Annotated in this window: 8 protein-coding genes; 6 read left to right on the top strand and 2 right to left on the bottom strand. The window is 71.7% G+C overall.

The features are described from left to right. Positions 1-7: 7 nt before the first annotated feature. The 5 genes from NR798_RS27440 to NR798_RS27420 all read left to right on the top strand — a co-directional run bounded on the left by NR798_RS27440 (position 8) and on the right by NR798_RS27420 (position 8,723). The gene (locus tag NR798_RS27440; protein ID WP_375765461.1) at positions 8-706 is read left to right on the top strand and encodes a hypothetical protein; all 699 of its coding nucleotides are present in this window, start codon (positions 8-10) and stop codon (positions 704-706) included. Between the two features lie 132 nt (positions 707-838). Then, entirely contained in the window at positions 839-2,686 is a 1,848-nt protein-coding gene (locus tag NR798_RS27435; protein ID WP_375765460.1) for an ATP-binding protein, read from the top strand. 8 nt (positions 2,687-2,694) lie between these two features. Next, entirely contained in the window at positions 2,695-3,660 is a 966-nt protein-coding gene (locus NR798_RS27430; RefSeq protein WP_375765459.1) for a FecR domain-containing protein, read from the top strand. Positions 3,661-3,664: 4 nt separating this feature from the next. Next, on the top strand, positions 3,665-5,587 hold the full coding sequence (locus NR798_RS27425) for a hypothetical protein (protein ID WP_375765458.1): 1,923 nt from the start codon (positions 3,665-3,667) through the stop codon (positions 5,585-5,587). A 7-nt stretch (positions 5,588-5,594) separates the two neighbouring features. Beyond that, the gene (locus NR798_RS27420) at positions 5,595-8,723 is read left to right on the top strand and encodes a hypothetical protein (RefSeq protein WP_375765457.1); all 3,129 of its coding nucleotides are present in this window, start codon (positions 5,595-5,597) and stop codon (positions 8,721-8,723) included. A gap of 6 nt (positions 8,724-8,729) precedes the next feature. On the opposite strand, the gene NR798_RS27415 is transcribed toward NR798_RS27420, so the two are convergent. Then, positions 8,730-9,956 (bottom strand): sensor histidine kinase, encoded by a 1,227-nt coding sequence (locus NR798_RS27415; RefSeq protein ID WP_375765456.1) that lies wholly within the window; start codon positions 9,954-9,956, stop codon positions 8,730-8,732. 195 nt (positions 9,957-10,151) lie between these two features. After that, the gene (locus NR798_RS27410; RefSeq protein WP_375765455.1) at positions 10,152-12,983 is read right to left on the bottom strand and encodes a hypothetical protein; all 2,832 of its coding nucleotides are present in this window, start codon (positions 12,981-12,983) and stop codon (positions 10,152-10,154) included. A 217-nt stretch (positions 12,984-13,200) separates the two neighbouring features. Here NR798_RS27410 and NR798_RS27405 point away from each other — a divergent pair, with 217 nt between their 5' ends. Continuing rightward, positions 13,201-14,484: a hypothetical protein gene (locus NR798_RS27405; RefSeq protein ID WP_375765454.1), complete on the top strand. Its 1,284-nt coding sequence runs from the start codon at positions 13,201-13,203 to the stop codon at positions 14,482-14,484. Positions 14,485-14,565 lie beyond the last annotated feature (81 nt).

Here is a 14,565-nt window from a genome sequence, read left to right as displayed (position 1 = left end):
GCGGGCGGTGCGGCTTCCGCGCGTGGCGGACGCGCGGCGGCGCTCCTGGCCGGGTGCGCTCGCTCTCAGCAAGTGGCGCGAGCTCCTGGAGACCGCGGAAGCCTCGCGGGACGCCACCTGGCGCACCCTGGGCAACCTCGACAAGGACGTCATCACCCCCATCGCCATGAGCGATTCATGGCCCGGCCAGCGGCGGCTCTGGCGCGTCATCCGCCGCGAGGCCGGGCGCATCCTGATCGTCTCGCACGGGCTCTCGGATTCCTTCCACGAGCACATGGCACCCTCGGTGGGCTTCGGCCTGGAGCTCGCCCTGGAGACGGACGTGGCCGTGAAGGACGTCTTGAAGGGCTGGCCCCTGCTGCTCCTGGAGCGCGTGGCGGACGAGGTGGCCGCGCACGAGCACGTGCGTGAGCGGGTGAAGGCCGGCCTCTTCTCCATGGAAGTGCCGGGCAAGCGGCTGCCCAAGGCGCTCGTCACAGCCGAGGGCCGGGTGGGCGTCCTGCTCGGTGTGGAGTCGCGCTCGTTGCCCCGACACTTCACCACACCGTACGGAGAGGTGCGGCTCGTCACCGTCAAGGTGCTGCTGCCTCCGGAGCTGGAGTACCTGCTGGCGCACGGTGAGCCGGGCCAGGCCGAGCTGGCGCGGCGCTTCGCCGAAAGCGGTGAGGAGCACCTGTCCCGCGCCCGGCGGCGCCCCGCTGTCTGAGCGGAAGCGTCCTCCTGCCAACTCCCGCAGCCCGAGCGCGTTCACGGCGCGACGTCACACCCCACCTGGGTCGGATCCAGTCCGGCTCCCTGTGCTGCAATCGTTCGCGTCTGCTGGACAGGGGAATGGTTCGTGCCCGTGCGCTTCGTCTCGAGATTGATGCTCGTGCTGGCCCTGGTGGGGGTGGTGCCCGTCGTGTTGCTCGGCGGGCTGTCCTTTCGCGCCAACCGCGATGAGTTGCACCGTCTGGTGGGAGGGCTCCAGACCCAGGCCGCCACGGAGCTCGCGCGCTCCTGCCGCCAGCTCGTCCTCACCGGCGTGGACAACCTGCGCCTCGCCGCCGAGTACCTCCCGCTCGGGAAGCTCGAGCCCCAGCATGCCTCCGAGGTGCTGAGCATTCCCCTGCGCCAGCTCGGGGCCCTCAACCTGCTCATGCTGGTGGACGCGCAGGGCCACGCCATCGGTGATGCCGTGATCTCCCCCGAGGGGGGTGGCAACCGGCAGCCCGTCACCGACGGCTCGCTGGCCCTCTTCTCGCGCCAGGCGCCCGTGGTGGACGCCCTCTCCACCGGCGCGGCCATCGGCCCTCCGTACCACACGCCCGAGACGCCCGGGGGCCGCGTGGCGCTCGCGGTGCGCACCGGCGAGGACGCCTCCCGCCTCCTGCTCGCGGAGCTGTCGCTCGCCGAGCTGGGGCGCCAGGTGGAGGAGCTCGCCGGAGCGGATGGGCTGGCCTTCATCGTGGATGCCCAGGGCGCGCCGGTGGTCTTCGCGCACGGGCCGGGCGCGCTGAGCGAGGAGGAGCGGAGCCTCGTGGCCGAGGGCCTCACCCGGCGCGAGCCCGTGGTGCGCACCGTGCGCGGCGTGGAGGGTGTCGAGTACCTCGCCGCCTTCGTCCCCGTGCCGGACCTCGGCTGGGGCGCGGTGGTGGGCCGCAACGCGAGCGCCGCCTTCGCACCCGCGGAGCACGTGCGCCGCTCGACGTTCTTCTGGGCCCTCATGGCGCTGGCGGCCACCGGCGTGCTCGGCCTCGTGCTCGCCCGGGGGGTGAGCCAGCCCGTCGCCCGGCTCTCCGAGGGCGTCGCCGCGCTCGCCGAGGGCCGCTACGGCGAGCGCGTCTCCGAGGAGGGCCGCGATGAGCTCGGGCTGCTCGCCCGCTCCTTCAACCACATGGCCGGTGAGCTGCAACGGCGCGACGCCGAGCTGCGGCGCTGGAGCGAGGAGCTGCAGCAGCGCGTGGACGAGCGCACCCGGCAGCTGCGCGAGGCGCAGGATCAGATCGCCCGCACGCGGCGGCTGGCGGCGCTCGGCTCGCTCAGCGCCGGCATCGCCCACGAGCTCAACAATCCGCTCACCGGCATCCTTGGCCTGCTGTCGCTGTCGCGCGACGAGGTGCCCGCCCAATCGGCGGTGGGCCAGAGCCTGTCGATGGCGCTCGAACAGGCGCGCCGCATGGCGGGCATCATCCGGGAGCTGAGCCAGATGGCCGAGCAGGAGCGCGCGGGCGCGGGCCGTCCACTGAATCCCGCCCAGCCGGTGCGGGCCGCGCTCCACGAGGTGCGCGAGGAGCTCCAGTCGCGCGGCGTCACCCTGTCCTGCGCGCTGAACGAGCAGGTGCCGCAGGTGCTCGGGCACGCGGATCAGCTCCAGAAGGTGGTGACGAACCTGCTGCAGAACGCCCTCACCGCGATGCCCTCGGGAGGCACGCTCTCCGTGGGGCTCGAGACGGTGGAGGGCGACGCGGTGTGCCTGTCGGTGAAGGACACCGGCAAGGGCATCCCCGAGACGATGCGCGAGCGCATCTTCGATCCCTTCTTCACCACCAAGGACGAGCCCGGGCGGGTGGGGTTGGGGCTGTCGGTGGCCCACCGCATCGTCGAGGCCCACCATGGCCGCATCCGGGTGGAGAGCGACGCGGGGCAGGGGACCACCATCACCGTCATCCTTCCCGCGGCCAGCGCGGAGGCGCACCTCGCATGAGTCAAGACATGGGCATCAAGAGGGGGGATTCACTCGGCCGGGCCCTGGCGCTCGGGCTGTGCCTGGTGGCCCTGCTGGCCATGGGGGGCTGGTTCCTGTTCGAGCACGTCGGGGCCGACCCCGTGCCCCATGCGAGGGCCTCCGTGCCCGCCACGCCCGAGCCTCGGCCCGGCCCGGCCGTGAGCCCGGACGTGCGCGCCACCGTCGTCGAGGTGGTGGGCTCGGTGGAGTGGACGCACGATGGGCAGTGGGAGGCGCTGCGGGTGGGGCATGAGCTCGCCCCCGACGACTCCGTGCGCACCGGCCCCGGAGCGAGGGTGGACCTGAGGGTGGGAGACGAGGCCTCGCGCCTGTCCATCCCGGAGCGCTCCGAGGTGCGGGTGGGCGAGGTGACGCGCGCCGAGCACACCATCCAACTGCAGCGCGGCCGCATCGACGTGGACTACCTCGGGCGGGAGGACCGGGTGCTGCGCGTGCGCGGCGAGAACGGCACGGTCGCCGAGACGCGGGCGGCGCGCTTCACCATGCTGCGCAACGGGGCCACGGTGGCGGTGGCCACCCGGGGCGGCTCGGTGAACCTGTCCTCCGCGGGCGTCACCGTCCAGGTCGCCGCCGGGCAGCAGTCGGTGGTGTTCGAGGGGGCGAAGCCGCTCGCCGCGGAGCCCATCCCGCTCGACGTGCTGCTCAAGGTCGCCTCGAAGGCCTCCGCCCAGGACTCGCTGTGTCTCTCGCTCACGGGGAAGGTGCGCGTGGGAACGGAGGTGTTCGTGGAGGGCGAGCCCGCGCAGGTCTCCAGCGATGGCTCCTTCCGGGCGGACGTTCCCCGCCGCGAGGGCCTCGGCCAGGTGAAGGTGGTGGCGAGGGAGCCCGGTGGAGAGATTCAAGAGGTGATGATGGCCTGCCGCCCCCTTCGCGCGCGCGCCGGACCGCGGCAGGCCGAGTCGGTGAAATTCCGCTGGGACGAGGCTCACTGAGTTCATGAGTCCGTGCCCGAGGTCACTCCTGGTGGGGTTGCTGGTGGCCGTATGGCCCCTCCTCGCCGTGGGGGCGGAGGCCGCCCGCGCGCCGCGAGGCAGCATCCGCATCCAGAGTGTCCCCGCGCATGTGCTGCTGGGCGCGGACCGGGAGACCGAGGTCCGCATCGAGCTGGATCCCCAGGCCACCGGCCTCGAGCTGTTCGCCAGCCGGGGAGAGGTGGGGCCTTTGACACAGGTGAAGCCGGGCGTCTTCCGCGCCACCTACGTGCCTCCCCGGCAGAGCATTCCCCTGGAGGTCATCCTCGTCGCGCTGGCGCGGGGACCCAGGGGGACGCTCGATGGCTGGTCGGTGCTCCCCTTGTGGGGCCAGGGCGAGGCCGAGGTGCGCACCCGGGCCGGAGCACCCGTCACGCTCCAGGTGGGCAACCAGTCCTTCGGGCCCTTCCATGCGAACGAGAAGGGCCTGGCGCGCGTCCCCGTGGCGGTGCCGCCCGGCGTGCACGAGGCCTTCTTCGGGAAGAAGCGAATCGATCTCGGGGTGCCACCGCAGCCGTTCCTGCACGCCGTCGCCGAGCGCCGCGAGGTGCGGGCCGATCGCGAGGAGACGGTGCCCATCCGCCTCTACTCGTTGAAGCCGGGGGGCGCGCCTCTCCGCCAGGAGGCCTTCTCCGTGTCGCGCGGCACCCTGAGCGCGCCGGCGGAGCTGGAGCCGGGCGTGTTCCTCCTGCGGTGGACCGTGCCTCCGGGGCCCGCGGGGAGCCTGGAGCTGAAGGGCTCGGTGACGGGGGACAGGCGCGGGGCCGTGAGCGTGCGGCTGGCGGCGGTGCCCGGCCCGGCGCACACCTTCGAGATGCGGGTGGACCACGAGGAGCTCGTGGCCTCCGAGGACGTCCGGGTGGCGGTGGAGGTGTCCGCCCGGGACGCCGCCGGCAACCCGGCGAGTGCCAGTCTGCGGCTCGAGTCCGATCCGCCGGGAGAGGGAGCGCTCACCGAGCGCCAACCGGGAGAGTACGCCGGGGTGCTTGGTCTGGCGCCCCGCTTCGGTTCGCGCGAGCAGGTGGAGCTGCGGGTGCTCGTGGAGGGGGCCTCGGCGCCCGTGCTGAAGCGGACCCTGAAGCTGCGCTCCGCCGGGCCCGCGCGGGTGAAGGTGGAGCCGTTGCAACCGCTGCTCATGGCGGATGGCGAGTCGGAAGCCGTCTGGCGCATCTCCGTGGAGGACCGTTTCGGCAACCCGGTGCGCGAGCCCTGGCCCGAGGCCGCGCTCGAGCGGGAGCTGGCGAGCACGCTCTCGTCGAAGGCACCGGGCACGTACGAGCTGCGGTACGTGCCGCCCGCGGCCCGCGTGGACCACCTCTTCGAGCTGGAGGTGCGGGTGGGCGAGGTGCACGGGCGCGGAACGTTGCCGCTGCTGCGCCGCCGTCCGGTGCTGCTGGTGGCGCCGCGCGCGGGCCTGGTGTCGAACCTCGGGGATGTGCTCGCGCCGTCCGCGGGGCTGCGGCTGGAGCTGTGGCCGGTGCGCCAGTGGCCCTTCGTGGGGCTGCTGCTCGACACCGGGTACCTGGGGTTCTCCCGGACGGGAGGTCCAGCGGCGCCAGGCTTCTCCGGGCGCAACGAGTGGCTCGACACCACCGTGGCGCTGGGCCTGCGCACCTCGCGGGATCAGGGGCTCCAGGGCTGGGTGGCGGCGGGCCCGTCGCTGGCCCGGGTGCGCAGCCGCGTGGCGTGGAGTGAGGGGCCGGTGCTGGAGGAGGGCGCGTGGGTGTTGGGCGCGCAGGCCATGGTGGGCGTGGGGCTCCCGCTCGGACGGGGGCAGCCCTTCCTCGAAGCGCGTGTCTGTTGGTTCGATGATCCGTCCCTGCGCGTGCTGCGTGGCGCGCTGTTGGGCGGCGGTCTCCACATGGGGTATCGCCTTGAGCTCTTCTGATCGTGGCTTGCCTCGGCTTCTCGCGCTGCTCGCCCTGTGCGTCCTGGGGGCCGCCTGTACCCAGGAGCCGGGCGCCGAGCACGACCCGCGTCCCAGGCGCCTGGTGCCGGCCTGGGGGATGAACACGGAGCCGGTGTCCGTGGTCATCGAGGGGGAGAACTTCCTGCCGCTCGCCACCCAGCACGTGGGCGGTGGGGCGCCGGTGACGGTGGACGCCCGCTTCGAGGCCTTCCTCGGCGAGGTGGCGCTCGAAGACGTCACCTTCGTGGATGCGCGCACGCTGCGGGCCCGGGTACCCGGGGGGCTCGCGCCGGGCTGGTACGCGCTGGCGGTGGTGGGGCCCCTGGGCGGGCGCGTGGAGCTGCCGCGGGCGTATCTGTCCTCGGAGGTGCCGCTCGCGCGGCTGGAGGCCCGGGGCCGGCTGGAGCGGGAGCGGGTGTCGGTGGAGGAGACGACCCGGCTGCTGCTGACGGTGGAGAACACGGGAGGGTCCGCGGCGCTCGGCGTCACGCCGGTGCTGAGCCAGGCGGGCGAGGGGAGGGTGGAGGTCCGCTCGGAGCCCGGTCCCGCCGACATCCCCGTGGGGGGGAGCGCGTCCTTCGCGTGGGAGCTCGGGGCGGCCGCGCCGGGTGACGTGCGCTTCACGCTGGAGGTCCAGGGCAGCGAGGCGATGACGGGCACGGAGCTGCGGGCTCCCGCCGTGGAGGTGGGGCCGCTGCAGCTGCGCCACCGCACGGTGCTCGCCGCCGAGTTCCTGCCTCCGCCGCAACTGGTCAACGTGGGCCAGCGGGTGAAGATCTCCCTGCACGTGACGAATGCGGGAGAGACCGCGGCGCTCGGGGTGGCGCCGGGTGTACCCGTGGTGATGGGGACCGTGGCGTTGGCCGTGTCGGGGCCGGTGCCGGTGAGCGCGGACCTGATGCCCGGAGAGAGCCGCGATTTCGAGTGGGAGTACGTCGCCGGCCGCGCGGGCACCATGTCCTTCCTGGTGGGCGCGCGGGGCCGTGATGGCTTCAGTGGCGCGGAGGTGCTGTCTCCAGAGGCCCGCTCGGCCGACATCTCCGTGCAGTTGCCCGCGGAGCTGGTGGGACGCTTCTCTCCGCTGCCCCCGAGCGTCAACCTGGGGCAGGAGTTCGTCGTCGAGCTGGAGGTGACCAACCCGGGCGACTCGGCGGTGCTCGATGTGGTGCTCGAGAACACGGGGTCCACGGGAACCTGCGCGCCGGAGCTGGTGCCTGGGACCACGCCGTGGCCGGAGCGTGTGGAGCTTCTCCCCGGGAAGGGGCGGGCGGTGTTCCGCGCGCGCCTCATCGGCAAGGCCGAGGGCTCCTGCGTCTTCCAGGCGGGGGCTCGCGGGAAGGATCAGACAGACCGGACCCCGGTGCTGTTCTCTCCCGTCAACTCTCCCTCCATCTCCGTGCGGCGGCCCGCCGCGCTCTCCGCCACGCTCTCGGCTCCCACCGGAATCAAACCGGGGAACACCTTCGACGTGAGCCTGACGGTGATGAACACCGGGAGCACCACGGCCCTGGGGGTCAATCCCTCGCTCCCGGAGTCGAGCAGCGCCGTGGCGGAGCTGTATAGCGCGCCGCCCTCCTCGGGAGTGGACCTGGCGGGCGGGGCCAGCGCCACCTTCACCTGGAAGTACCGTGCCACCAAGGTGGGCAAGGCGTCCTTCAGCGCGCAGGCGGGTGGCCGGGACGCGAACACGGAGACGTCCGTTGCCACCGGGCTGGTCTCGTCGGGCGAGGTCTCCATCCTGCCCGAAGTGGAGCAGTTGGTCTCGAATCCCCTCGGAGATGGCTCGCCCTTCGCCCAGGTCCTCGGCTACGACGGCCGCGTCTATGTCGGCCCTGGCAAGAGTGGCACCGGGGGCGTGAGCGTGGACCTGGACGGGCTCGGGGGCCGCAGCTTCGACTTCTTCCTGCACAAGGACACCACGGGCAACTCCAGCCAGAACACCTCCGCGGCGCCCTATCCCTCCATCGGCGCGGTGGGCTGCAGGGTCAATACGCCCGCGTGCGGCCCGGACAACGAGGATGGCCGCGGCTTCTTCTTCTCCGGCCGGGTGGGGACGCAGGAGTGGTTGGGGATTGGCGGGGCCAGGAGCGGGGGAGACCTGGACTATGTCTACCTCGGCCAGGACACCGATGATCTGAACACCATGTACCTGCGGTACCTGGATCTCTCCGCCCTGCTCGGGGCACAGACGCGTGGCTTCTCCTCGGCCCTCTTCTTCCGGGATCGCCTCTACCTCGGCTTCCCGGACACCGGCGGCAGCCGGCCCTACCTCCTCGTCGTCAAGCGGTTCCCCACGGTGGATCCCGGCCTCGACGCCGCCGCGGGCACGGACGTGGAGGATCTGAGCGCCGACAACATGCCCGGCATCGGCGCGGGCGGCTCACCGAAGAACGGCGCCACCGTGCAGATGATCGACACCCTGGCCGGCTTCAATGATCGCCTCTACGTCGTCAACAACGGCGGGTGCGTCCGCTCGACGACGACCACGCCGCGCTCCTACGGCCTCTTCCCGGGAGATTGGGCCCCCTGCACGCCTTCACTTGCGGCCTGGAGCTCGCGCACCAGCCGGACGACCTCCAAGGCGGCGGACCTCGAGCCGGCGGACAAGGCGGTGCCGCAGCTGGCCGTGTTCCAGGGAAAGCTCTACCTCGCTCGCAACACCACGAGCACGGCGGGGGTGAAGGGGCCGCAGCTCTTCGTGTGCAACCCGGACAGGACGGGCACCACGCTGGACTGCGATCCGGGGGACTGGTCCCTCGTGGCCCCCAACACCACGGGGGACACGCAGTTCACCCAGTTCAACGACCCGGACAACGCCTCCATCTCGCTGCTGGTGGCCACCGCGAATGCCCTCTACGTGGGCTTCGACAATGCGTCGCGGGGCGCGGTGGTGCTGCGCACCTCCACGACCGCTCCCATCAGCCGGGGCGACTTCACGGGGAAGGAGGTGTGCTCCGCCGCGCTGTTCCCCACTGGTTGCGAGGGCCTGGGCGGCAACGGACTGGGCGCGGGCGCCACGCGCATCTTCGATGGCAAGGCGCTCGGTACCGGGTCCCTCTACCTCACCGCCGGCAATGGCACGGGGCCGGCGGGGCTCTACCGGCTGGTGGACTGAGCCGCCTCACTGCGCCGCGGCGATCGCTGGCTCCTCCAGGGGCATGGCGGCGCGCGAGGCACTCACGTGCGGAGGCAGGGCGAGGCGGAACGTGGTGCCCTCGCCCGGGCGGCTGTCCACGGTGATGGAGCCGTCGAACGTCTCGAGGATGGACTTGCAGATGAAGAGGCCCAGCCCCGTGCCCTCGCCCGAGGGCTTGGTGGTGAAGAAGGGCTCGAAGAGGTGCGGCATGTTCTCGGCGGGGATGCCCACGCCGGTATCCCCCACCTCGGCGCAGGCCTCGCCATTGGGGCCCGTCCACAGCCGGACGCGGATCTCGTGCTCGCACCCATCCTCGGGGATAGCCTGGGCCGCGTTGACCACCAGGTTGAGGAAGACCTGGGCCAGCCGGGCCTCGTTGGCGCGCACCAGCGGCACGTCCTGGTAGTCGCGCACCACGCGGGCCCGGTAGCGGATGTGCACCAGCGCCATCTTCAGCGCCGCGTCGAGCACCTCGCGCAGGTCCACCAGCATGCTCGAGTCGTCCGGGTTGCGGGCGAAGGCCTTCACGTCCCGGGCGATGTCGCGCACGCGCTCGGCGCCGTCGCGGATGTCGCGCAGGGTGTTCTCCACCGACTGCATGCGCGCGGCCAGCGCGGCCAGCTCCGGCCCCAAGCCCTCGCGCGAGTGGCGCTGGAGGGCCTGGCGCACCGAGGGCAGCTCCTCCTCGAGCCAGTCCAGGTTGGAGAGCACGTAGGCCAGGGGCGTGTTCACCTCGTGCACCACGCCAGCGGCCAGCAGGCCCAGCGAGGCCATCCGGTCCGCCTGCACCAGCATGGCCTGCATGCGCTCGTGCTCCTGGCGCATCCGGTACTGCTCCAGCGCCAGCTTGAGGCGGTGCGCCAGCGCATCCACCTCGAAGGGCTTGAGCAGGTAGTCGAAGGCGCCCAGGCGCAGGGCCTCGATGGCGCTGTCCACGTTGCCGTAGGCCGTGACGATGAGGGCGTTGCACCCGGGCTGCACCGTGCGCAGCCACTTGAGGAACTCCAGCCCGTTCTCTCCCGGCAGGTTCTTGTCGATGAGCGCGCAGGCGAAGGTGTGCTTCGCGGCGAGCTGGCGCGCGGTGGCCGCGTCCGGGGCCAGCACCGGCACGGCTCCGGTGCGCTGGACGATGAAGGAGAGGATGGTGCGAAGCGACGGCTCGTCGTCCACGATCAGCACGGACTCGGGAGCGGGATGGGCACTGGTTCGCATAGGTGTCTGTCTCCCACCCCCCTGAGCGCTTTTTCAGAGGGTGGGACAAACTGAGGTCGACTCGCCTGGGATGCAAGGGAGCAAGCGCAAGCCGACCTTCAGGACATCCCCGCGAACGCGGAGAGCGTCGGGCAGCGGACACCCCTCTGCCCCCGGGGGCGGGGCTACAGCGGGGCTCCAGCGGCTACAGCGGGGCTACAGCGACAGGCCCAGCAGGTGCAGGTCCCCGAGCCCGTCATCGAAGCGCCGGGCGTACTGGTAGAAGAGGGAGAGGGGGACGGCCTGCCCGAAGGTGGTGCGCAGGTAGAGCGCGCCGCCCGCGGCCCGGTGGTTGTCCCTCAGGTCCGTGCGGGCCCAGGAGCCGAAGGCCTCCAGGTCCACCTGGCTGATGAAGAAGGAGGGCCCCAGCCAGAAGAAGGAAGTCCAGCCGTAGTCGATGATGACACGGTAGCGGTAACGCGCGTTGGCCACGACGACGTTGCGCGCGCTGAGGGCGAAGTCCTCGTAGCCGCGCAGGTACTCGGAGAAGGAGGTGCCCGGCTGGAGGCGCAGCGGCAGGCGGCGCGAGTCCTCGGGGCCCTCGCGGACCACGAGCGCGGTGCCGGCCCCGATGCCACCCACCTGGAGGAGCCCCTCGGGCGCGTTGGGGAGGAAGCGGGCGATGGCGGTGAGCTGGAGGTTGTCGCGCAGGAGCAGGGGCAGGCCCGGCACGTAGGCGTTCGCCTCGGCGCGCAGGTCCGCGAAGGGTGGGGTGTCGTCGAAGGCGAGCGGGTACACGCCGGCGCCCAGCGACAGCCCCACGCCGCGCTGGGTGCCACCATAGGAGGTGCTCTCGCCCGCGAAGTAGGAGATGGAGGCCTCGGGGCCGAGCAGCGAGGTGCGTATCCCGGGACGCGTGGGGGTGGAGAAGTAGTCCCGGCGCAGCGCCAGCAGGCTGAAGCTCACGGGCGTGGTCCAGAAGGTGCGGGACATGGACAGTGAGGCCTGCAAGTCCCGCTGCAGCTCCTGCTCGGAGCGCTCCACGACGCTGCGCGCCACGGACAGCTGGGTGTACCAGGGCGCGGTCAGGGAGGTGGCGTAGCTGAAGGAGACGCTGGGCTCCTTCAGCTTCGAGTCGGCCTGGGCCAGCAGCGCGTACTGGTGGAAGCCCAGCCGGTCCTGCCCCGCGAGCGCCAGGCCGCCGTAGAAGACGGGCTTGTTGCCGTCGTCGCCGGGATCCGGGAGCACATAGAGGAAGGGGGCGCGCAGCTCCGGCAGGAAGAAGTGCTCCAGCGGCGAGTAGGGCTCGTCGGAGAGGATGTCCAGCTCATGCCCCTGGTAGGGGGCCGAGGCCTTCGACGGGACACTGGCTGGCGCGGCGGGAGCGGGGGAGGGCGCCTGGGCGATGGACTCGGAGGGCGCCACCGGGACGATGGGGGCGCGATCCAGCGAGAAGTCGAACTGATCGCGGTTGAGGAAGACCACCTCGGAGCTTCCAGCCGGAGCCACGTCCATGACGAGGTGCGGCGCGTCGGTGATGCGCACCGGCTCCCCGCCGGCCACGTCGAGGACATGGGCCTGCCACCGGCCCTCGTGCTCGCGCTGGAAGACGATGCGGCCCGCGTCCAGCCAGCGGGGCGAGTAGTTGAAGTGCGCGTCGTCGGTGAGCGCGCGCGCGGTGCCATCGGCCTCGAGCAGCGCGAGGTTCCAGCCCTGCTCCGTCATCCGGGGGAAGACGATGCGCCCGTCCGCCGCGACCGAGGGCGGCCCCAGGGAGGACTGCCCCTCGAAACGCGTGAGCGGCACGCGCGCTCCGGTGGCGAGCTCCAGCCGGTGGAGGTTGGCGGTGTCTCCCTCGACATGGACGAAGACGTAGGCCTGGCCGTCGGGGGTGACGCTGCCGCCCATGCCCTCGATGCCGTCCCACGTCTTCAGGACCTCGCCGGTGCGCGCATCCACCTGCCACACGCGCGAGCGGTAGTTCTCCAGCGAGTCGATGTCCGCGGCCACGAGGAACAGGAAGGCGCTGTCGGCGGTGAAGGACAGGCCGCTCATCACCGTGGGGAAGGTGGCGATCCACCGGCGCCCGGGGAGGAACTGGGTGAGGGAGCGGCTGAAGCGGATGGAGCCATCGCGCTCGCGCACGGTGAGGTGGGTGACCTGGTCGCGTCCGGCGTCCACGGTGGCGATGGCGCCATCCGGCGCGGCGGCGAGCCGGGCGAAGTAGCCCACGTCCGGGACGAGCACCTGCTGGGTGGCGGGGCGCTCACGCCGCTGCTGATCCTGGGCGAGGGACCAGGTGAACTCCTCGAAGAGCGAGCCGAGGTTGCGGCCGTACACGCTGCCGAAGCGCAGCGTCAGCGCGAACGGGGGGATGAGCGTCTCTCCCTGCACCTCCACCAGCTTCCACAGCCGCTCCTCGCCGTAGCGCTCGGCAAGCCACTGCACGAAGTAGCTGCCGGTGAGGTAGTTGCCGCCGAGCGGATCCAGCCGCCGGTGCTCGGGGGAGAGGTAGCCGGGGTGGAAGCCGCCGCCGAGCGACTGGGCGCCGGCCTCGAAGAAGCCGCGCCACATGGGGCTGTGGGGGCGGCCCTGGGCCTTGCCCAGCCGGCCCTCGTAATAGGTGGCGAGCCCCTCGAGGAACCAGGACTCGGTCATGGTGTTGGGCTGGAAGAGGCCGCCGGTGATGGTGTTGAGCAGCCACCAGATGCCGTGCGTCTGCTCCATCTGCACGTAGTGCACGGACTCGTGGCAGCCCACCGCGCCAATCTCGGCGGAGCCGAAGCCCAGCAGGTTGAAGAGCTCCAGCGACACGTGCGCCGGCAGCACCATCTGCTGGGGGATGCTGGAGTAGTCCGGGCTGACGTACGCGTTGTTGAAGTCCGCGCCCGTCAGGTAGACGAGCACCCGCTCCTGGTGGCCGGGCTTGCGGGGGAGGCCGCGCAGGCGCTCGACACAGTCCTCCAGGCGGGCGGCGATGCGCAGGGCCGCTGGCTTCAACTTCGCTGGGTAGTAGAGCTCCAGGGTGCGCGTGGACAGCTTGCGCATGTCCTCCCGGGCGTACTCCGTCTGGACATTCTGGGGGAAACGGGGTGTGACGAATGCACACCCGGCGAGGGAGAGCAGGAGCAGCAGGAGGGGGGGTAGGCGGCGAGGCATGCGCCCCCATCCTAGGTGCGGTCACAAATCGTGGCGATGAACTTGGTTTTCAGGGTAAGGGGGTCGACCGTTCGTCACGCCCGCGTACCCTGAACAGGAATCGTCCATGGCCTTCCCTGCCCCTCCCCATGTCCAATCCGCCCAGGCCCAGGTCGCCGCGGCCCTCGAGAAGCTCGAGGGCAAGCCGGTGGATCTCCTCACGGTCGCCTGGACGCAAGTGGAGACGTCCATCCCCAAGCTGCTCGGCACCGCCTTCAACCCGAACGATCAGAACCACCAGGGTCTGGCCCTGGGTCTGGCCGGTGCGCTGGCCGAGCGCCTGGGCCAGGAGCACAACGCCTTCTGGTTCGTGAACCGGGACTCGCCGGAGGGGGCGTCGCTGGGCTTCCCCGAGGTGCCCATCGTGCTCTCGCCGTTCGGCGAGGTGATGAACGCGCTGGTGTCGGGCAAGCTGGCGAGGCTGGACGAGGTGGCCGCGGGCATCCGCCGCACGCTGGGTGAGGCGCGCTTCGGCGCCGCCGGCAACCGGCCGAAGCTGGGCCCCGCGGACTACCAGCGGATGGTGGATCCGGGCTTCATGCAGTTCCTGGTGGTGGATCCGGCCAAGGCGCAGAAGGCGCTGGACACGAAGCCGGACGCGCTGGCGCGCGACATCCGCGAGGCGCTCGGCAAGGCCACGCAGTTGCCGGCCGAGGTGCGCCAGCAGTTCGAGGGCCAGGTCGTCGCGGTGCTCCAGCAGATGGACGCGACCAAGCCTCTGTCGGAGCAGGTGGAGCTGGCCCCGCGCATCGCGGAGCTGATGATCCACCTGTACGCCACGCAGGGGAACACGGGGGCGGCGCAGAACGAGTTCTGGGGCCAGCTCATCCTCCCGCTGCTCTTCATCGGCTCGCCGCAGAGCTTCCCGCCGGTGGACGAGGAGGAGCTGCAGGCCTTCAACCAGGGCGTGCCGCCGCTGGAGCTCTTCGTGGACGTGGTGCCGCACGCGGTGCAGGCGCCGGAGGACGGGCTGCTGGGCGCCTTCGATCGTTCCGAGGTGGGGCTGGTGCACCCGTCCTTCGAGCGCGCGGGCGTGCAGCGCTTCCTGAAGCTGAAGGCGGATCGCCTCAAGCCGCTGCTGGAGCGCTTCGACGCGAACCAGATGGTGGACGCGGTGCGCCGTTTCACCAAGTACATGGAGGAGAAGGCCGGCAAGGGCACGCCGCCCAACCCGCAGAACGAGGAGATGCTGAAGGCGGCCACGGTGCTGCTGACGGATCTCAAGCGGGCGGTGACGCAGGTGAACGGCGAGCTGTGCCTGCGGCAGATCACCGAGGCCGACGCCATGTCCGAGCAGGTGGTGGCGGTGGTTCGCCAGGCGCTCAACGCGCCGCGCATCATCCTGGCCTGAGCGTCTCCACCCACCCTCTCCCTCTGGGAGAGGGCCGGGGTGAGGGTCTTTCGTGGCAGTGACAGAAGGGGCCAGACGGGG

Origin of the sequence: Archangium gephyra, from assembly GCF_042230915.1 — a bacterium.
GTDB lineage: Bacteria > Myxococcota > Myxococcia > Myxococcales > Myxococcaceae > Archangium > Archangium gephyra_B.
Note: the sequence above shows the minus strand (reverse complement) of the source record. Positions and strands in the feature narration are given on the sequence as shown.